This is a genomic window from Georgenia sp. SUBG003 (genome assembly GCF_000715355.2).
Classification (GTDB): domain Bacteria; phylum Actinomycetota; class Actinomycetes; order Actinomycetales; family Actinomycetaceae; genus Georgenia.
Window position 1 is genome coordinate 2560178 of sequence record NZ_CP180204.1, and the last position, 18415, is coordinate 2578592.

15 protein-coding genes and 3 pseudogenes are annotated in these 18415 nt (G+C 73.6%); 8 read left to right on the forward strand and 10 right to left on the reverse strand.

Annotated features, from left to right (window positions below):
• Window positions 1-18 precede the first annotated feature (18 nt).
• The 4 genes and pseudogenes from DA06_RS12940 to DA06_RS12955 all read right to left on the reverse strand — a co-directional run bounded on the left by DA06_RS12940 (window position 19) and on the right by DA06_RS12955 (window position 5783).
• Complete coding sequence (locus DA06_RS12940; protein ID WP_043500707.1) at window positions 19-1518, reverse strand: FAD-dependent oxidoreductase; 1500 nt, start codon at window positions 1516-1518, stop codon at window positions 19-21.
• A 349-nt stretch (window positions 1519-1867) separates the two neighbouring features.
• Window positions 1868-2710 (reverse strand): annotated as a pseudogene (locus DA06_RS12945) (biotin/lipoyl-containing protein); the annotation flags it as partial.
• A gap of 24 nt (window positions 2711-2734) precedes the next feature.
• The gene (lpdA, locus tag DA06_RS12950) at window positions 2735-4114 is read right to left on the reverse strand and encodes a dihydrolipoyl dehydrogenase (RefSeq protein ID WP_043500713.1); all 1380 of its coding nucleotides are present in this window, start codon (window positions 4112-4114) and stop codon (window positions 2735-2737) included.
• A gap of 194 nt (window positions 4115-4308) precedes the next feature.
• Window positions 4309-5783 (reverse strand): annotated as a pseudogene (locus DA06_RS12955) (leucyl aminopeptidase).
• Between the two features lie 45 nt (window positions 5784-5828).
• Here DA06_RS12955 and DA06_RS12960 point away from each other — a divergent pair.
• From DA06_RS12960 to DA06_RS12970, 3 genes are read left to right on the forward strand one after another with little or no spacing between them, the layout of a single operon-like run.
• Complete coding sequence (locus tag DA06_RS12960; RefSeq protein ID WP_043500715.1) at window positions 5829-6182, forward strand: hypothetical protein; 354 nt, start codon at window positions 5829-5831, stop codon at window positions 6180-6182.
• Window positions 6183-6193: 11 nt separating this feature from the next.
• Window positions 6194-6679: a hypothetical protein gene (locus DA06_RS12965; protein ID WP_052436721.1), complete on the forward strand. Its 486-nt coding sequence runs from the start codon at window positions 6194-6196 to the stop codon at window positions 6677-6679.
• Window positions 6680-6724: 45 nt separating this feature from the next.
• The gene (locus DA06_RS12970; RefSeq protein ID WP_043500718.1) at window positions 6725-7756 is read left to right on the forward strand and encodes a quinone-dependent dihydroorotate dehydrogenase; all 1032 of its coding nucleotides are present in this window, start codon (window positions 6725-6727) and stop codon (window positions 7754-7756) included.
• A gap of 73 nt (window positions 7757-7829) precedes the next feature.
• On the opposite strand, the gene DA06_RS12975 is transcribed toward DA06_RS12970, so the two are convergent.
• On the reverse strand, window positions 7830-8408 hold the full coding sequence (locus tag DA06_RS12975; protein WP_043500720.1) for a DUF3043 domain-containing protein: 579 nt from the start codon (window positions 8406-8408) through the stop codon (window positions 7830-7832).
• Window positions 8409-8460: 52 nt separating this feature from the next.
• Here DA06_RS12975 and DA06_RS12980 point away from each other — a divergent pair, with 52 nt between their 5' ends.
• Window positions 8461-9822 (forward strand): dipeptidase, encoded by a 1362-nt coding sequence (locus DA06_RS12980; protein ID WP_043500722.1) that lies wholly within the window; start codon window positions 8461-8463, stop codon window positions 9820-9822.
• A 7-nt stretch (window positions 9823-9829) separates the two neighbouring features.
• On the opposite strand, the gene DA06_RS12985 is transcribed toward DA06_RS12980, so the two are convergent.
• Window positions 9830-10219 carry a DUF4333 domain-containing protein gene (locus DA06_RS12985; RefSeq protein ID WP_418605202.1) on the reverse strand — a complete coding sequence of 130 codons (390 nt, stop codon included), beginning with the start codon at window positions 10217-10219 and terminating at the stop codon, window positions 9830-9832.
• A gap of 84 nt (window positions 10220-10303) precedes the next feature.
• Between DA06_RS12985 and DA06_RS12990 the strand changes: the two genes are divergently transcribed.
• Window positions 10304-10771: a glycerate kinase gene (locus DA06_RS12990; RefSeq protein WP_418605203.1), complete on the forward strand. Its 468-nt coding sequence runs from the start codon at window positions 10304-10306 to the stop codon at window positions 10769-10771.
• Here the strand turns inward: DA06_RS12990 and DA06_RS12995 are convergent.
• The 4 genes and pseudogenes from DA06_RS12995 to lepA form a co-directional block, all read right to left on the reverse strand.
• A complete protein-coding gene (locus tag DA06_RS12995; RefSeq protein ID WP_418605204.1) occupies window positions 10701-11702 on the reverse strand; it encodes a hypothetical protein in 1002 nt (333 codons plus the stop codon). The genes DA06_RS12990 and DA06_RS12995 overlap by 71 nt on opposite strands.
• A gap of 155 nt (window positions 11703-11857) precedes the next feature.
• A complete protein-coding gene (gene hemW, locus DA06_RS13000; protein ID WP_043500737.1) occupies window positions 11858-13135 on the reverse strand; it encodes a radical SAM family heme chaperone HemW in 1278 nt (425 codons plus the stop codon).
• A 190-nt stretch (window positions 13136-13325) separates the two neighbouring features.
• A complete protein-coding gene (locus DA06_RS13005; protein ID WP_418605205.1) occupies window positions 13326-13955 on the reverse strand; it encodes an MOSC domain-containing protein in 630 nt (209 codons plus the stop codon).
• A 29-nt stretch (window positions 13956-13984) separates the two neighbouring features.
• Window positions 13985-15845 (reverse strand): annotated as a pseudogene (gene lepA, locus DA06_RS13010) (translation elongation factor 4).
• 413 nt (window positions 15846-16258) lie between these two features.
• Here lepA and DA06_RS13015 point away from each other — a divergent pair.
• From DA06_RS13015 to trpD, 3 genes are all read left to right on the forward strand, one after another.
• Window positions 16259-16624: a hypothetical protein gene (locus tag DA06_RS13015; protein WP_418605206.1), complete on the forward strand. Its 366-nt coding sequence runs from the start codon at window positions 16259-16261 to the stop codon at window positions 16622-16624.
• A gap of 240 nt (window positions 16625-16864) precedes the next feature.
• Window positions 16865-17299, forward strand: a complete 435-nt coding sequence (locus DA06_RS13020; RefSeq protein ID WP_052436723.1) for a hypothetical protein — start codon at window positions 16865-16867, stop codon at window positions 17297-17299.
• Entirely contained in the window at window positions 17296-18372 is a 1077-nt protein-coding gene (gene trpD, locus DA06_RS13025; RefSeq protein WP_043500742.1) for an anthranilate phosphoribosyltransferase, read from the forward strand. Before DA06_RS13020 ends, trpD begins: the two co-directional genes overlap by 4 nt.
• Window positions 18373-18415 lie beyond the last annotated feature (43 nt).

Sequence of the window (18415 nt, forward strand, 5' to 3'; positions counted from 1 at the left end):
CCTCTCGGTCCGTAGCCGTCACTCCTGCCTGTGCCCGCGGTCGACCGCGCGCAGTGCGCACGTGGCGGGCCCCTCGAGCACGCGGCCGTCGGCCGCGAACCGTGAGCCGTGCAGCGGGCAGTCCCAGCTGCGTTCGGCGTCGTTCCAGGACACCACGCCGCCCAGGTGCGTGCACGTGGCGGAGAGCCGCCGGGTCTCGCCGTCGACGGTGCTGACCGCGACGTCCCGGCCCGCGTCCCGCTCGACGCGGCCCTGACCCTCGGGCGGGACGACGTCGGAGGTGTGGACCCGCGGACTGAGCCTGTCCCTCGTGAGCCGGGACGCGACGCCGGCGTTGAGCGCCACGAACCGGTCGAGCCCGAACAGGCCGCCCGGGCGCCAGGTCCGCAAGGGGTGTGTCCAGATCATCTGGCCCTCGAGGATCGCCGAGGACATCGCCAGGGCGGCGGCCACACCCATGGTGAGCCCCCACTTGTCGAAGCCCGTGGCCACGAGCACCCGGTCCGAGCGAGGGAGCAGCGGCCCCACCGACGGCAGCTCGTCGGTGCCGCGGTAGTCCTGCGCGGCCCAGGCGTGGGTGGGCGTGGCTCCGGGGAAGTGGCGGGTGACCCAGCGGGTCAGCTCCATGACCATCTCCTGGGTCGACACCGCCCGGCCGGTCGGGTGACCGGCGCCGGCGACCACCAAACGTTCGCCGCCGGCGGCCGGAGCCGTGCGCAGGGAGCGGAACGGCGCGTCCCCCGTGATGGCCGTGACCTGAGGCAGCGGTCCCGGGACGTCCAGGGCGAGGGCGTGCGTGCGGCTCGGGGCGAGCCGGGCGAAGAAGCCCCCGCGGTCGAGCACGGGCGTGCCGGTGGCCAGGACCACACGGTCCGCCTCGACCTCCACGTCCCCGACCCTGACGCGGTTCGGGGATCCCTGGTGCAGCCCGGTCACGCGGCTGCCCTCGAAGATCTCCCCGCCGTGCCGCTCGACGTCGCGCGCCAGGGCCAGCACGACGTCCACCGTGTCGAGCTGTGCCTGGTCGGGCAGCCGCGCGGCACCGAAGGTCGGGAACGGCAGCCCGGCGTCCTCGACCCACTCCACGGGCAGACGCGCCTCGTGCGCGGCGTCGTGGATGTCGCCCACGGTGTCGCGGCCCTCCTCGCTCTGCGCGACGACGAGGTCGGGCCGCCGCTGGTACGGGACGCCGTGCTCGTCGCAGTAGCGCAGGAGCCACTGCTGCCCCTCGGCGTTCGCCTCGACGTAGGTGCGCAGCGTGGCGGAGGAGTGGCGGCGGGCGACCCGCGCCAGCTTGGTGCCCTGCAGCAGCGTGATCTTTCCCGTGCTGTTGCCGGTGGCGACGGCGCCGAGGCGCCGGGCCTCGACCACGGCGACGGACGCGCCCGCGCGCGCGAGCAGCAGCGCCGTCGTCAGGCCCGTCAGGCCGCCGCCCACGACGACGACGTCGTAGGAGCGCCCCGCCGGGATCGTCGGGAAGCTGGGGAGGTCGGGTCGGTCGAGCCACAGCGAGGTCATCGCACACCTCCGGGTCGGGATCTTCATCGTGGCCGCGCCGGGCCGGGCGAGCCACCGGAACGGTGAGGGATTCCGCGCGCTGCGGCGCCCGTGACCGCGCCCGGCCCCGTGCCCGCTGCTCGCTCCCGTGCCCGCTGCTCGCCCCGCACGCGCACCTGCTCGGAAAGTGGGGTTGGGCAGATGAAGTTGGTCGAGGCCGACTGCGTCTGCGCAACCTCACTTACGGTGCAGCCCAGGCGCGAGCGGCGGCCCGCGCCGCTGCCGCTCGCGGGGGCTCACCCCGGCCCCAGGCGAGGGGAGTCCTCCCGGTCAGGCCTGCTCCACCTCGACCCGGCCGGCGAAGGCCTCGATCTGGTCGCGCCTCGGCGGGCTGCGCGGCGCCGGTCCGCGGCTGCTCCTTCGGGGCCTCGGAAACGGGCTCCGCAGCGGTCGGCTGCTCCGCGGGGGCCTCGGCCTTCGACTCCGCCTCGGGGGCCTCGGTCCTCGGCTCCTCCTTGGGGGCCTCGGCCGCCGGAGCGGTGGCGCCGGCCGCACCGACGATCGCGAGGTCGGTGCCGACCTCGACGGTCTCGTCCTCCTGGACGAGGATCTTCACCACGGTGCCCGCCACGGGCGACGGCACCTCGGTGTCGACCTTGTCGGTGGAGACCTCGAGCAGCGGCTCGTCGACCTCGACCGTGTCGCCCTCGGCCTTGAGCCAGCGGGTGACGGTGCCCTCGGTGACGGACTCACCCAGCGCGGGCATCTTCACGGCCTCGCCGGAGGTGTCGCCGCCGGACGGCGCGGAGGCTGTGGCCTCGTCCTTGGCCTGCTCCGCGGGCCTCGCCTCCTCGGCCGCAGGCTGTGCGGCCTCGACCTCCTCGGCGGCCGGCTGGCCGCCGGCGGCAGGGGCGGTGTCCGGCTCGCCGCTCGTGCCCTGCTCCTGGGGAGCCTGCTCGGCGCCGGAGGCGCCCGAGCCGTCACCGATCACGGCGAGCTCGGTGCCCACCTCGACCGTCTCGTCCTCCTCGACGAGGATCTTCTCGACGGTGCCGGCGACGGGGGAGGGCACCTCGGTGTCGACCTTGTCGGTGGAGACCTCGAGCAGCGGCTCGTCGACCTCGACCGTCTCCCCGACCGCCTTGAGCCACCGCGTGACGGTGCCCTCGGTGACGGACTCGCCCAGCGCGGGCATCTTCACGGACTCAGACATGTCCTGGAATCTCCTTCGATCGGGTCAGTTGTGCGCGTGCAGCGGCTTGCCGGCCAGGGCCAGGGCAGCCTCGCCCAGGGCCTCGTCCTGCGTCGGGTGAGCGTGGACAAGTGCGGCGACGTCCTCGGGGTAGGCCTCCCAGTTCACGATCAGCTGGCCCTCACCGATGAGCTCGCCGAGACGCGCACCGAGCATGTGGACCCCGACGATCGGGCCGTCCTTCTCGCGCACGAGCTTGACGAAGCCCTGCGTCTGGAGGATCTGGGACTTGCCGTTGCCGCCCAGGTTGTACTCGAGGGCGACGACGTTGTCCGCGCCGTAGGTCTCCTTCGCCTCCGCCTCGGTGAGCCCGACGGAGGCCACGTTGGGCTCGCAGTACGTCACCCGCGGAATGCCGGACTCGACGATCGGCGCCGGGTTGAGGCCTGCGATCTCCTCGGCCACGAAGATCCCCTGCTGGAAGCCGCGGTGGGCGAGCTGGAGGCCGGGAACGATGTCGCCGACTGCGTAGACGTTGCCGACGCCCGTGTGCAGGCGCTCGTCGGTGAGCACGAAGCCGCGCTCCATGGGGATGCCGTTCTCCTCGTAGCCGAGGTTGGCGGTGGCCGGGCCGCGGCCCACGGCGACGAGGAGGAGCTCGGCCTCGAACGTCTTGCCGTCCTGGGTGGTGACCTTCACGCCGTCGTCGGTCTGCTCGACGCCGGAGAACATGGTCTTGGTGTGGAAGGCGATCTTGCGCTTGCGGAACGCCCGCTCCAGCCCCTTCGACAGCGCCACGTCCTCGTTCGGGACCAGGTTGGGCAGGCCCTCGATGATGGTGACGTCGGTGCCGAAGGAGTTCCACACGGAGGCGAACTCCACGCCGATGACGCCGCCGCCCAGGACGATCGCGCTCTTCGGGACGAAGTCGAGCTCGAGGGCCTGCTCGGAGGTCAGGACCCGGCCGCCGATCTCGAGGCCGGGCAGCGACCTGGAGTAGGAGCCGGAGGCGAGGATGACGTGCTTGCCGCGGTAGCGGGTGCCGTTCACCTCGACGGTGTCCTGCGAGACGAGCTTGCCCCACCCGTTGACCAGGTCGACCTTGCGGGAGGAGACCAGCCCCTGCAGGCCCTTGTAGAGACGGGTGACGATCCCCTCCTTGAAGGAGTTCACCGCGCTGACGTCGATGCCCTCGAGGGAGCTCTTGACGCCCACGCCCGCGCTCTCGCGGATGGTGTCGGCCACCTCGGCGGAGTGCAGCAGCGCCTTCGTCGGGATGCAGCCGCGGTGCAGGCAGGTGCCGCCGAGCTTGTCGGCCTCGATCAGCGCGACCTTCAGGTCGAGCTCGGCCGCCCGGAGCGCCGCCGCGTAGCCGCCGCTACCCGCTCCCAGGATGACGATGTCGTACTCCTGCGTTTCAGCCACGTACCTCTCCTCGAGCGCGCAAAGGACCCTGTCTGGGTCAGGTTCGCGGTCATTGTTTCACCCAAACCTCGTCCAGGCCCATTCGGCCCGTGCCGCGAGCGTCACACCGAGCGGATGCCCTCCGTCACACGCGGGCGCGCGGACACCCGCGGCGGGCGTACCGGGTGACGCCCGCCGCGCAGGCCCGGGCGTGGTCAGGACTGCGCCGCGGCCTCGAGCAGGCCGAGCAGGGTGCGCAGCCCCATGCCTGTCCCACCCTTGGGGGTGTAGCCGTAGGGACCACCCTCGTTGTAGGCCGGCCCGGCGACATCGAGGTGGGCCCAGGGCAGATCGCCGACGAACTCCTTCAGGAACAGCCCCGCCACGAGCATGCCGCCGTAGCGGTCGCCCATGTTGGCGATGTCGGCCACGGGCGACTTCAGCGACTCGCGCAGCTCCTCGGGCAACGGCATGGGCCAGAAGTGCTCGCCTGCGGCCTGGGCGGCCCCGACGACGTCGTCACGGACGCCGTCCGATCCCATCACCGCGCCGACACGGCTGCCGAGGGCGACCATCTGGCGCCGGTGAGGGTCGCGATGTCGATCACCGTGTCGGGCTTCTCCTCGCGGGCCGCCGCGAGGGCGTCGGCCATGACGAGACGGCCCTCTGCGTCGGTGTTGAGCACCTCGACGGTCGTGCCGTCACGCATGGTGACGACGTCGGAGGGCCGCTGGGCGGCGCCGCCCGGCATGTTCTCCGCGAGGGCGAGCCATCCGGTGACCTTCACCGGCAGGTCGAGCGCGGCGGCGGCCAGGACGGTGTGCAGCACGGTGGCGGCACCGGCCATGTCGTCCTTCATGTTCTCCATGCCCTTGGCGGGCTTGAGCGACAGGCCGCCCGAGTCGAACGTGATGCCCTTGCCGACGAGGGCGTAGTGCGCCCGGGCGCGGGCGGGGGAGTGGACCACCTTGACGAGGCGGGGCGGTCGGGCGGAGCCCTGACCGACCCCGAGGATCCCGCCGTAGCCGCCGGCGGCGAGCTGCTTCTCGTCGAGCACGGTGACCTTCACGCGCGAGCCCCTGGCCGCCGCGACCGCCTCCTCGGCGAAGGACTGCGGGTACAGGTGCCTGGGCGAGGCGTTGACCAGGTCGCGCACGCCGCGCACGCCGTCGGCCACCGCCTGGGCGCGGGCGAGGGCCGCGCGGCTCTCCTTCTGCCGTGCCGCCGGGGTCGCGAGCTCGATCCGGGCCACGGGAACGGGATCGCTGGTGCGGTAGTGGTCGAAGCGGTACGCCCCGAGCAGGGCACCCTCCGCGACCGCGCCGACCTCGGCCGCGTCGTCGGCCGGCAGGGCGAGGACGACGTCGGCGGACCCGGCGAGCGAGCGCACGGCGGCGCCGGCCGCGCGGCGCAGCGCCTCGGGACCGACCAGGCCGTCCGCGAGCCTGCCCACGCCCGTGAGCACGACGACGGTGGCGGCGATCCCGTCACCCGCGGGCACCCGGACCACCTCGTCGACCTTTCCCGTCACGCCGAGCGCCGGCAGGAGCTCACCGAGCGTGCCGACGGACCTCGGCGGCAGCCCGGCCCGGAGGAGACGGGGGCCGTCGTCGTCCTGGGCGACGGCGAGGACGATCGCGTCGGCGCTGGTGCGGGCGGGATCCTTGGTGCTGAGCTTGAGGTCGGTCACGTCCCGAATGCTAGCCGGGCCGCCGCCGGGCGGTAATCTCCCGGGGTGCTCGCCACCGTCCTGATCACCTCCGTCCTCGCCGGCGCGCTCGGCCTGTGGGCGGCGTGGTTCGCGGTGCGCGGCCGGCCCGTGCTGTTCAAGCAGCTCGTCGGGGCCGGCGTCGTCGAGGCGGCGCTGCTCGCCCAGGTGGTCGTGGCTCTGGTCGCGGGCGCCGGCGGGCACACCGCCAGCGAGCCGTGGACGTTCTGGGGCTACCTGGTCACCGCGCTGTTCCTGCTGCCGGTGGCGGCGGTGTGGGCGATGGCCGACCGTACCCGTACCAGCTCCGTGGCGCTGCTGGTCGTCTGCGTGGCCGTCCTGGCGATGCAGGCGCGGGTGTGGCAGGTGTGGACGGCGTGAGCGGAGACGAGATGAGCACGAACGACGGGGCGACCCTGCGACCGGGCCGCGAGGAGGTCGTCACCACCTCGGCCGTGGACACCCGCCGCCCCGCCTACGGCCTGGGCCGGGTGCTGATCCTCGTGTACGGGATCTTCGCGGTGGCGGCCACGGCCCGCGCCGGTGTGCAGCTGATCACCAGGGCGCACGAGGCGCCGCTCGCGTACGCCCTCTCGGCCGTGGCCGGCCTGGTGTACGTCGTCGCGACCGTCGCCCTCGCCCACAACGGCCGCCGCATGAGGCGGCTCGGCTGGACGGCCGTGGTCTTCGAGCTCGTGGGTGTCCTCGCGGTGGGCACGCTGAGCCTGACGGCCCCCGGCCTGTTCCCGGACGACACGGTCTGGTCCCGGTTCGGCAGCGGGTACGGCTTCGTGCCGGCCGTCCTTCCCCTGCTCGGCATCGCGTGGCTGTGGCACTCCAGCCCCGCCCGGATCGCCGCACGCGCCGAGCGGGGCTGAGCCGACGCCGCGGTCGCGCGCGGTGCGCCGGTAGGCTCGCGCGACGTGTACCGGCTCCTCTTCCGCACCCTTGCGGTCCGTGTCGACCCCGAACGTGCGCACCTGCTGGCCCTGGGGGCGATCCGCACCGTGGCCCGCGTGCCGGTGCTCTCGGCAGCCGTGCGGGCCACGCTCGGCCGCCGCCCGTCCCACCCTGTGCCGGCCGCCGCCGACGGTGGTCCGCTCGCGCGTCCCGTGCCCGGCGTCCTCGGCCTCGCGGCCGGGATGGACAAGGACGCCGACACCGTGCTCGGCATGGACATGCTCGGGTTCGGCTTCGTGGAGGTGGGGACCGTGACGGCCCGGCCCCAGCCCGGCAACGAACGCCCGCGCCTGTGGCGCCACGTCGAGCTGGGCGCCCTTCGCAACCGCATGGGGTTCAACAACCGCGGGGCGGCCGCGGCGGGGGAGCAGCTGCGCCGCCTGCGCGCGTCCCGGCGGGGGCGCTCCGTCGTCGTCGGCGCCAACATCGGCAAGAGCAAGGCCACCCCGCTCGAGGACGCCGTCGCCGACTACGGGACGAGCGCCCGGGAGGTCGCCCGGTGGGCCGACTACCTCGTGGTCAACGTGTCCTCGCCCAACACGCCCGGTCTGCGCGATCTCCAGGCGGTGGACTCCCTGCGCCCGATCCTCTCGGCCGTGCGCCGCGCCGCCGACGACGCCGCCGGCCGAGCGGTGCCGCTGTTCGTCAAGATCGCCCCCGACCTCTCCGACGAGGACGTCGACGCCGTCGCGGACCTGGTGCTCGAGCTCTCGCTCGCCGGGGTGGTGGCGACGAACACAACGGTCGCCCACGACCTCGGACCCGGCGGCCTGTCCGGTGCGCCGCTGCGGGAGCGGTCCCTCGCCGTCGTGTCGCGGCTGCGCGCCCGGCTGGGGGAGCGGGCGACCATCATCGGCGTCGGCGGCATCTCCGACGAGGCGGGGGCCCGCGCCATGCTCGACGCCGGCGCGGACCTGCTGCAGGCCTACTCGGCCTTCGTCTACGAGGGTCCCGCCTGGCCGGGCCGGGTCAACCGGGCCCTCGCCCGGCGCTGAGGGACGGCGCGCGGCCGCCCACGTCGCACCGGGGCACCCGGCCGCGCGGGCACCTCCCGCGCCGCCGGGACCGTCAGGACGGGTACTCGCGGCGCGCGACCTGCGGCTTCGGCTGGCGCATGCGACGGAAGTAGAAGCTGCGCCCGAACGCGTAGAAACCGGTCCAGGGCGGGATCTGGTCGGCGCCGAACCTGCTGCGCAGCCGGCGCTTGAGGATCTGGACCATGACCAGCGAGTCGACGATCGCGACGAGGAGCACGCCGTACATGCCGAGCACCAGCGCGTTCGCGAGCTGGGGGAACTGCCCGGCGAACATCATCGCGACGATCATCACCAGGGCGAGCGGCATGAAGAACTCGGCGATCGACCAGCGCGCGTCGACGTAGTCGCGGGCGTACCGGCGCACCGGCCCCTTGTCGCGCAGCGGCAGGTAGCGCTCGTCGCCGGTGATCATCGCCTGGCGCTGCCTCGTGTACGCCTCGTTCCGCTTCTCGCGCGCGATCCGGCGGGCCTCCTTGCGGTCGTCCGGCACGAGCGGGCGACGGTTGCGGGCCTCCGCCTGCTTGCGCGTGGGCGTGGGGCGGCCCTTGCCGCCGACCGTCTCGACGGGCTGCGGCTCAGGCTCGACGGGGGTCTTCTTGCGTCCGATCACCCCAGCAGGGTAGTCGAGCCGGGGAAGCGGACGGGCGACTACCCTCGCTCGGGTGACCACAGTCGACGAACTCGCCAGCCGGACCCACGAGGCCTTCGCCCGCGTCCGCTCCGACCTCGAGGAGCTCGTGCGCATCCCCAGCGTCTCCTCGCCGGCCTTCGACCAGGCGCACGTCCGTGCCAGCGCGGAGGCGGTCGCCGCCCTGCTGCGCGACGCCGGCATGCCGCAGGTCGACGTGCTCGACGTCGAGCTCGCGGACGGCGGGCGGGGCCGTCCCGCCGTCGTCGCCCACCGGCCGGGCCCCGACGGCGCGCCCACCGTCCTGCTCTACGCCCACCACGACGTCCAGCCCCCGGGCGACGCCTCGGGCTGGACGACCGACCCGTTCGAGCCCACGCAGCGCGGCGAGCGGCTCTACGGCCGCGGCGCCGCGGACGACAAGGCCGGCATCATGGCGCACGTGGGGGCCCTGCGGGTCCTCGGCGACGAGCTGGGCGTGGGCGTGACCGTGTTCGTCGAGGGCGAGGAGGAGATCGGCTCCCCGACCTTCACCCCCTTCCTGCGCGCGTACCGCGACCGGCTCGAGGCGGACGTCATCGTCGTCGCGGACTCCAGCAACTGGAGGGTGGGAGTCCCCGCGCTCACCACCTCCCTGCGTGGTCTGGTCGACTGCGAGGTCGAGGTGCGGGTGCTCGGGCACGCGGTCCACTCCGGCATGTTCGGCGGCCCGGTCCTCGACGCCGTCACCCTCATGTCCCGGCTGGTCGCCACGCTCCACGACGAGAACGGGGACGTGGCCGTCGCGGGGCTCGTCTCCCGTGAGCAGGCGGACGTCGACTACCCGGAGGACGCGTTCCGCGCCGACGCCTCCGTGGTGGACGGCTACCGCCTCGCCGGCACCGGCCCGCTCGCCGCCCGGATGTGGACGAAGCCCGCGATCTCCGTGATCGGCCTCGACGCCACGTCCGTGGCGCACGCGTCCAACACCGTCGCCCCGGTGTGCCGGGCGAAGCTCTCGATGCGGATCGCCCCGGGCCAGGACCCCGCCGAGGCCGAGCGGCTCCTCCACGACCACCTGATGGCGCACGCGCCGTTCGGCGCCCAGGTGAGCGTGGCCCCCGGCGAGCGTGGGCAGGCGTTCGACGCCACGGAGGACACCGAGGAGATGCGTGCCGCCCGGTGGGCCTTCGCCCAGGCGTGGGGCGCCGATCCGGTCGACATCGGCGTGGGCGGGTCGATCCCGTTCATCGCCGAGCTGCAGGAGGTCTTCCCCGGCGCCAAGATCCTCGTCACCGGCGTGGAGGACCCCGACTCGCGTGCGCACAGCGAGGACGAGTCGGTGCACCTGGGCGAGCTCGAGAAGGTCGTGCTGGCCGAGGCGCTGCTCCTGGCGAGGCTCGCCGGCCGCGTCTGAGTCCGGCTCAGCCGGTCGCCTCGCCCGTCGCGCCGGGCTCGGTCGACGTCGTCGGACCCTCGCTGCCCGCGGGGGCGTCGGCGACCGAGACGTCGAACTTCACCTGGCCGGTGTCGGTGTCCACGGACGTCACCGTCGCGGTGACCGGGTAGATCGTCTCCGGCGAGCCCGCGGTCGTCAGGTCGCAGACGACGTCCGCGCCGACCTCCGCGGGAAGCTCCTCCGGGCACGTGACGACCGGCCGGACCCCGACCTCCTTCTCCAGCGCGTCGGCGATCTGCTCGGCCACCGCGTCCGGCGCCACCGGTTCGACGGTACGACCGCCGGAGCACCCCGCGAGCACGAGGGCGCCCAGCACGAGAGGGGCCCACCGTGCCGCTCCTCGCCCGCTGCCCATCGTCCGCTCCTTACCTGGTTGCTGCGCCGATGCTGCCATACCGGCCGGTGCCCGGCCCCTCCGGGCGGCTGGGATGATGGCGCCGTGCGTATCCTGCTCGCCCCCGACCGCTTCTCCGGCACGCTGACGGCGGTCCAGGCCGCCCGCGCCCTCGCCGACGGCTGGGCGCAGGCCGCCCCGCACGACACGACCGCCCGGCTGCCGATGTCCGACGGCTCCGCCGGACTCCTCGACGTCGTGGCCGCGGCGCGCGGCGGGCGGCTCGTCCCCGTGCCCGCCGCCGGACCGCTCGGGGAGCCCGTCGCCGCCGCCGTGCTCCACGTCGACGGGGGGCGCCGGCGGCACGGCCTACGTCGAGGCGGACCAGGTCGTGGGCACGCACCTGGTGCGGGCCCACGAGCGCGCGGAGGCCGCGCGGTGCGGCACCAGCCGGGCCCGGCAGGCACGGGCCCCGGAACAGCGGGCGGGCGCGCGGGCGGGCTCAGGCGCTGCCCGGAACCATCACCGGGCCGTCGACGAGCCGGCGGTACACGAACACCGTGGCGATCGTGACCAGCGGGATCGCGACCAGCAGGCCGACGCCGAGCGCGATCGCCCCGAGGATCAGCACGCCGAGCGAGGCGAGGATCAGCAGCAGGGCGGTGCCGACGTTGTCGATCACCAGGCGGAAGCTCGCCCTGATCGCGTCGAACGCCGCGAGTCTGCGGTCGATCGCGAACTGCAGGTAGAACATCCCGAGCACGAGCACGACCAGGCCGGGGATGACCAGCAGGATGAAACCCACGGCGGTCAGGATCGCCATGATCACGGCGGCGAGCAGCGCCTGGGCGAAGTTCGGTACCCGGAAGAAGTCGCCGAACGCCAGCCGCCTGCCGTCCACCGTCTGCAGCGCCGCGGAGACCAGCCCCGCGGTGATGGCGAAGTTGATGACCATGAAGAGCAGGTTGACCGCCGTCGCCGCGGGGTCGAACGCGAAGGTCATCGTCGGGTCGAGCCGGTTGGCGTCGACGTTCCGGTTCCGGATCGACTGCTCGATGCTCGAGCCGATCCCGGACACCACGAGGAGCACGAGGGCCGCCACGATCCAGGGCCCGGCGTTGGCCTTGAAGCCCTGCCAGGCGTAGCGGAACGCCTCTCCGACCGACGCCTTGCGCTGCGTGTACGCCTGCTGGGCAGGGGGCGCCACCGGCGCTCCGCCGTAGGCGTAGCCGGGGGGCTGCCCGTAAGCGGGCTGCTGCCCGGCATAGCCCGGCTGGGACTGCCCGTAGGCCGGCTGCTGCGAGGCATAGCCAGGTTGCTGACCGTACGCGGGCGGTGGCTGTCCGTAGCCTGACGGTGGCTGACCGTAGGCCGGCTGCTGCCCGTGCGTCGGCGGCGGCTGCCCGTGGCCCGACCAGGGCTCGCCGTGGGACTGCTGGTGCTCGTCGGACGGAACAGAACTCCGGGGACCTTCAGGTCGCCCCGGAGGTGGGCTCTGCGTCATGGGAGCGCTCCCTCCCCGGTCTCGGGCGTCGCTGCCATGGACCGGCACGACCTACGAAACTCCGGTCCGGGCCCCACGTCAACGGACCTTCGGCCTGCACTTCCGCTCGGGCACGCGCACGCGGTGCGCCTGCACCGGCGGGGCGTGCCCGCCGTTCAGTCGGTCAGCGCTCGCACCACCGCGTCCGCGAGCAGGCGGCCGCGGCGCGTCAGCCGCACCCGCCCCTGCCGCGCGGCGGGGAAGTCGATCAGCCCCTGCCCGAGCAGGTCGGCGACCGCACCACGCAGCCGCTCCGGCACCCGGCCCGTGCCCGGTTCGAGCTGGAGCCCGTCGGCCAGGCGGACGCCGAGCATGATCCTCTCGAGCTCACGGGTCCCCTCGTCGAGGATCTCCCTGCCGGCGGCCGGGCTGAGGCCCTGCTCCAGGCGGAAGGCGTAGGTCCGCGGGTGCTTGACGTTCCACCAGCGGACGTTCCCCACGTGGCTGTGCGCTCCTGGACCGACGCCCCACCAGTCCTGGTCGCGCCAGTAGGAGAGGTTGTGCCGGCTCGCGTGCCGGGGCGGGCGACCCGGCAGGTCGGACGGGTCCTTCCTGGCGAAGTTGCTCACCTCGTACCAGCCGAACCCCGCCTCCGAGAGCACCTGGTCGGCGAGCTCGTACTTGATCGCCGCGTCGTCGTCGTCCGGGAGCGGGAGCTCTCCGCGCCGGACCTGGGCGCCCATCTTCGTGCCGGGCTCGACCACCAGCGCGTACGCCGAGACGTGATCCGGCTCGAGGGCGACGGCGGCGTCGAGGCTCGTCCGCCAGTCCTCGAGGGACTCGCCCGGGGTCCCGTAGATGAGGTCGACCGACACCTCCAGGCCGGCCGTCCGCGCCCACCGGACCACGTCCGGGAGCCGCTCCGGGTCGTGGGTGCGGTCGAGGGTGCGGAGCACCGACGGCACGGCCGACTGCATGCCGAAGGAGACCCGGGTGAAGCCGGCCGAGGCGAGCGCCTCGAGTGCGGCCGGGTCGACGGAGTCGGGGTTCGCCTCCGCCGTCACCTCTGCGCCTGGTGCGAGCCCCCAGGTCTCACGCACCCCGTGGAGCATCCTTGCGAGGTCGCCGACCGGAAGCATGGTCGGGGTACCGCCGCCGACGAAGACCGTCGAGACCTGGCGGGAGGACAGCCCGGCGCGGGACAGCTCGGGATCGGCCAGCACACGGCCGGCCAGCTCGATCTCGCGCAGGGCGGTGGTGGCGTAGCTGTCCGCACTCGCGCCGCCGCCGAGCTCGGCGTTCGTGTAGGTGTTGAAGTCGCAGTAGCCGCAGCGCACGCGGCAGAACGGCACGTGCAGGTAGACGCCGAGGTCGCGGTCGTCGGCGCCGCGAGCGCTGGAGAGGGGCAGTGCACCGTCGTCGGGCGGCGTCTCGCCGTCGGGCAGGGCAGGCATGGACTCCATCATCGCTCACCGCCGACCGCGTGCGCGGCCCTCCCCGGGTGGTCTCGGCCACCCTCCGGCCGGCCCTCCGCGCCCGGGTCCGCGAGCGTCGGCACCGCTTCGGCGAGCCGGCACGGCCGTCCGCCAGGCGGCAGTGCCCTTCAGCGAGCCGGCACGGCCGTCCGCAAGGCGGCAGTGCCCTTCAGCGAGCCGGCACGGCCGTCCGCGAGGCGGCGCGCACGACGTACTCGCGCAGGTATCCGGCGAGCGAGACCGCGCCGTCGGAATCCGCGGCGAGCAGGGTGCGCGCGTCATCAGGGTCCTGCCGGGGGAACCAGCCCGCGACGGTCACACCGTGACCGGGACGGTGCGTCACGGTGACGGCGTCCCCCGCGCACACGTCGCCGGGCACGAGCACACGCAGGTAGACCCCCGACCGGCCCCGTGCGCTGAACCGGCGGACCCAGCCGTCCTGCCCGAGCCAGCGCCCGAACGTCGCGCACGGTGTGCGCGGGCCGGTGACCTCCAGCGCCAGCGACTCGCCGATGCGCCACCGCTCGCCGATCTCGGCGTCGTCCACCGGCAGACCGGAGATCCGCAGGTTCTCGCCGAACCGGCCGGCGGGCACCTCCTCACCGAGCTGACCCGCCCACCAGTCGGCCTCGGCCTGGTCGAAGGCGTACACCGCCTTGTCAGGGCCGCCGTGGTCCTTGCGGTCGGCCTGCACGTCGCCCCGCAGGCCGTAACGCCCGACGCGGACCGGCCCGCCGGCCGGCCGCTTGTCGATCGCCGTGACCCCGACGCTGCCGGCGTCCGGGCGGAGCTCCTGCACGCGGCAGACGTGCGTGACGGTCCCGCCCACTACTTCTTGCCGGTGGGGGCGTCGGAGGTGAGCGCGGCGATGAAGGCCTCCTGCGGGACGTCGACCCGCCCGATGCTCTTCATGCGCTTCTTGCCCTCCTTCTGCTTCTCGAGCAGCTTTCGCTTGCGGGAGATGTCACCGCCGTAGCACTTGGCGAGCATGTCCTTGCGCAGGGCCCGGATCGTCTCGCGGGCGATCACCCGCGCCCCGATGGCGGCCTGGATCGGCACCTCGAACTGCTGGCGGGGGATCAGCTCCTTGAGCTTTCCCGCCATGCTGACGCCGTAGGCGTAGGCCTTGTCGCGGTGGACGATCGCGGAGAACGCGTCGACGTGCTCATGGTTGAGGAGGATGTCGACCTTGACGAGGTCCGCCTCCTGGTCCCCGGACGGCTCGTAGTCGAGGGAGGCGTAGCCGCGCGTCCTCGACTTCAGCTGGTCGAAGAAGTCGCCGACGATCTCCTGCAGCGGCAGCGTGTACCGCAGCTCGACGCGGGTCTCCGAGAGGTAGTCCATCCCGAGCAGCGTGCCGCGCCGGCCCTGGCACAGCTCCATGATCGCCCCGACGAACTCACTCGGTGCGAGGATCGTCGAGCGCACCACGGGCTCGCTGATGGACGAGATCTTGCCCTCGGGGAACTCGCTCGGGTTGGTTACGTGGACGGTCGTGCCGTCCTCGGTGACGACGTCGTAGGAGACGTTGGGCGCCGTCGAGATCAGCGAGAGGTCGAACTCGCGCTCGAGACGCTCGCGCACGATCTCCAGGTGCAGCAGGCCGAGGAAGCCGCAGCGGAAACCGAACCCGAGCGCGACCGAGGTCTCCGGCTCGTAGACGAGGGCGGCGTCGTTGAGCTTGAGCTTGTCGAGGGCGTCGCGCAGCACGGGGGTAGTCGGAACCGTCCACCGGGTACAGGCCGGAGAAGACCATCGGCTTGGGCTCGCGGTAGCCACCCAGCGGGTCGGCGGCCGGCTTGGACTGGTTGGTGACCGTGTCGCCGACCTTTGACTGACGCACGTCCTTCACGCCGGTGATGAGGTAGCCGACCTCGCCGACGCCGAGACCGTCCGAGGGGATCGGCTCCGGCGAGATGACGCCGATCTCCAGCAGCTCGTGGGTGGCGCGCGTCGACATCATCTGGATGCGCTCGCGCGGGCTGAGCTGACCGTCCATGACGCGCACGTACGTGACGACGCCGCGGTAGGTGTCGTAGACGGAGTCGAAGATCATCGCTCTCGACGGGGCGTCGGCGTTCCCCACGGGCGCCGGGACCTCCTGCACGATGCGGTCGAGAAGCTCGACGACGCCGGCGCCCGTCTTCCCGGAGACGCGCAGGCAGTCCTCGGGGTCGCCGCCGATGAGGTTGGCCAGCTCCTCCGCGTACCGCTCGGGCTGGGCGGCGGGCAGGTCGATCTTGTTCAGGACCGGGATGATGGTGAGGTCGTTCTCCATGGCCATGTACAGGTTGGCCAGCGTCTGCGCCTCGATGCCCTGCGCGGCGTCCACCAGGAGGATGGCGCCCTCGCAGGCGGCGAGCGAGCGGTTCACCTCGTAGGAGAAGTCGACGTGGCCGGGCGTGTCGATCATGTTCAGGGCGTACGGCTGCCCGCCGACCTCCCACGGCATCCGCACGGCCTGCGACTTGATCGTGATGCCCCGCTCCCGCTCGATGTCCATCCGGTCGAGGTACTGCGCACGCATGGCGCGCTCCTCGACCACCCCGGTCAGCTGGAGCATGCGGTCCGCCAGCGTCGACTTGCCGTGGTCGATGTGGGCGATGATGCAGAAGTTCCGCAGCAGCTCGGGCGGGGTGGCCGCCGGCCGGATCTGCGCGGCCTGCGCCGGGGACGGGATCGGTGACACGCAACTACCTCGGGAGACGGACGGAGCGCCCGGAGGCGCGCAGGACTGGACCAGACCTCATGGTCCCACGGCGCCGCCGATATCGACTAAGCGGCACCCTGCCCCGGGCGGGCTCGGGGGTCGGTCCCGCAGGAGTTCCCGGTGTTCGCCCAGGGATGAGCCGGGCTCGGACGCTCCGCCGTCGTGCGACGCTTTCCGCATGACCGCGGCCGGGGACATGCTCAACCAGGTGGTGCCGACGCTGGTGCGCGTGGCGCGCCGCCCCGGCGCGCTGCTGCTGACCACGGCGGGGGTCGGGGTCGGGATCTTCGCGCTGCTCGGCGTCCTGCTCGGTGCCGGCGGGACCGGCTGGACCGCCTGGGTCCCGCTCGCCCTCGCGCTCCTGCTCGCGGTCCCCGTGCCTGGTGCTCGCGGTGCGACGCGCCCGCCTGCAGTCGCAGACGCGCGACCTCGAGCTGCGCCACACGGTGGTCGGCGGTCACGGTGCGGTGGTGGTCGTGGACTCCCGCGGGCAGGACCCGGCCCGCTACGCGCTGCAGGACGAGGTGGACACCCTCAACGCCGCGATGGCCGAGGGCGCCGTGCGCACCGCCCGGTTCCTGCCGCGCGTCGAGGCGGCGCAGCGCGCCGCGCTGGTCGCGGCGGGAGGCCGGGTCCGGGCGCCGTACCTCGCCGACGACCTTCGGGTGACGATCGTGGCCCTCCTCGGCACCCTGGCGGCGGTGCCGCTGTCCGTCCTGGGCGCGACCGTCACCGCCGTCATGCTCCTGATGCGTTGACGCCGCCCCGGCCCATACCCTGACCGCCATGACCTCCATCCTGCGCAGGGCGCTCGGCACGGCGGGTCGCGCGGTCGCCGACGTCGCCCCGGGAAGCGCCGCCGCCGGGCCGTTCCCACCCGGCATCGTCCGCGGCACTAGCATGTGTCAGGAGGGCGGGGCCGCCCGCGAAGCCGTGCGCCCGCCGACGACACCGACCGGAGCGGCCGCGCCCGCCCCGCACCTGCCTGGAGGACTTCGATGACCAGCACCGAGATCGGCCACCCGGACGTGGCGACCGAGGCAGAGACCGTCGACCTTCTGATCTACAGCGACGACGTCGACACCCGCCGGGCAGTCATCGAGGCCGTGGGCAGGCGGCCGGGCAAGGGGCTGCCGCTGGTGCGCTGGACGGAGTCGGCGACCCACGCGGGTGTGGTGAAGAAGGTCGAGGAGGGCAGCTTCGCGATCCTCGTCCTCGACGGCGAGGCGGCCAAGGCCGGCGGGATGGCCATCTCCCGGCAGCTGAAGAACGAGATCTTCGAGTGCCCCCCGGTCCTCATCCTCACCGCCCGTCCCCAGGACCAGTGGTTGGCGACCTGGGCCGACGCGGACGCCGTCGTCAGCGCCCCGTACGACCCGATCGAGCTGCAGGAGGCGGTGGCCGGCCTGCTGCGCCGCGGACGCCAGCGGTGAGCGACTCCGTCCACGAACGACGGTCCGGGCCCACCTGGCCCGACCTCATCGCCCGGCTCGTCGCCCGCCAGGACCTCTCCGCCGAGGACACCGCCTGGGCGATGGACCAGGTGATGACCGCCCAGACCACCCCCGCCCTCCTCGCCGGTTTCCTCGTCGGTCTGGCCACCAAGGGGGAGACCGTCGACGAGCTCCGCGGCCTCGCCGACGCGATGCTCGCCCACGCCGAGCGGATCGACGTGGACGGCCACGACGCCGTCGACATCGTCGGCACCGGCGGCGACCGCCTGCACACGGTGAACATCTCCACCATGGCCTCGCTCGTCATCGCGTCCGCCGGGGTCGGTGTGGTCAAGCACGGCAACCGGGCGTCGAGCTCGTCCTCCGGCTCGGCCGACGTGCTCGAGGCGCTCGGTGTGGATCTCAACCTGCCGATCCCTCGCGTGGAGGCGGTGTACCGCGAGCTGGGCATCACGTTCTGCTTCGCGAACCTCTTCCACCCGTCCATGCGGCACGCCGCCCCCACCCGGCGCGAGCTCGGGGTGGGAACCGCCTTCAACGTCCTCGGTCCGCTGACCAACCCGGCGCGCCCACGGGCCGGTGCCATCGGCGTCTCCGACGCCCGCACCGCCCCACTGGTGGCGGGGGTGCTCGCCGGACGCGGGACCGACGCACTCGTCTTCCGGGGCCGGAACGGCCTTGACGAGCTCAGCGCGACCGCCCTGAACGAGGTCTGGGAGGTGCGCGGGGGCACCGTCACGGAGCACACCGTGGACGCCGTCGCGGACCTGGGGCTGGCGACCGCGACCGTCGCAGACCTGCGTGGCCGTGACGCGCGGTACAACGCCGGCGTCGCCCGCGGCGTCCTGGCGGGGGAGCCCGGACCGGTGCGCGAGGCCGTGATCCTCAACGCGGCGGGCGCGTTCGTCGCCCACGCGTCGCTGCCCGGGACGGGAGCCGGCGGCGGGACCCTCGTGGAGCGCCTGCGCGCCGGCATGGAGCACGCCGCGCGCGCGGTGGACTCGGGAGCCGCGGCGGATCTCCTCGAACGCTGGGTGGCGCTCACCCGCTAGTCCGGCTGCGCCGCCGACGCGCCAGCGCCCGGACGTGGGCGCG

What these genes read in the sequence shown, in the direction of transcription:
- DA06_RS13020 (WP_052436723.1), top strand. Translation starts at nt 16,865, where the DNA reads ATGACCAGCACCGAGATCGGCCACCCGGACGTGGCGACCGAGGCAGAG.
- DA06_RS12965 (WP_052436721.1), top strand. Translation starts at nt 6,194, where the DNA reads ATGAGCACGAACGACGGGGCGACCCTGCGACCGGGCCGCGAGGAGGTC.
- hemW (WP_043500737.1), bottom strand. Translation starts at nt 13,135, where the DNA reads ATGCCTGCCCTGCCCGACGGCGAGACGCCGCCCGACGACGGTGCACTG.
- DA06_RS12940 (WP_043500707.1), bottom strand. Translation starts at nt 1,518, where the DNA reads ATGACCTCGCTGTGGCTCGACCGACCCGACCTCCCCAGCTTCCCGACG.
- DA06_RS12995 (WP_418605204.1), bottom strand. Translation starts at nt 11,702, where the DNA reads ATGACGCAGAGCCCACCTCCGGGGCGACCTGAAGGTCCCCGGAGTTCT.
- DA06_RS12985 (WP_418605202.1), bottom strand. Translation starts at nt 10,219, where the DNA reads ATGGGCAGCGGGCGAGGAGCGGCACGGTGGGCCCCTCTCGTGCTGGGC.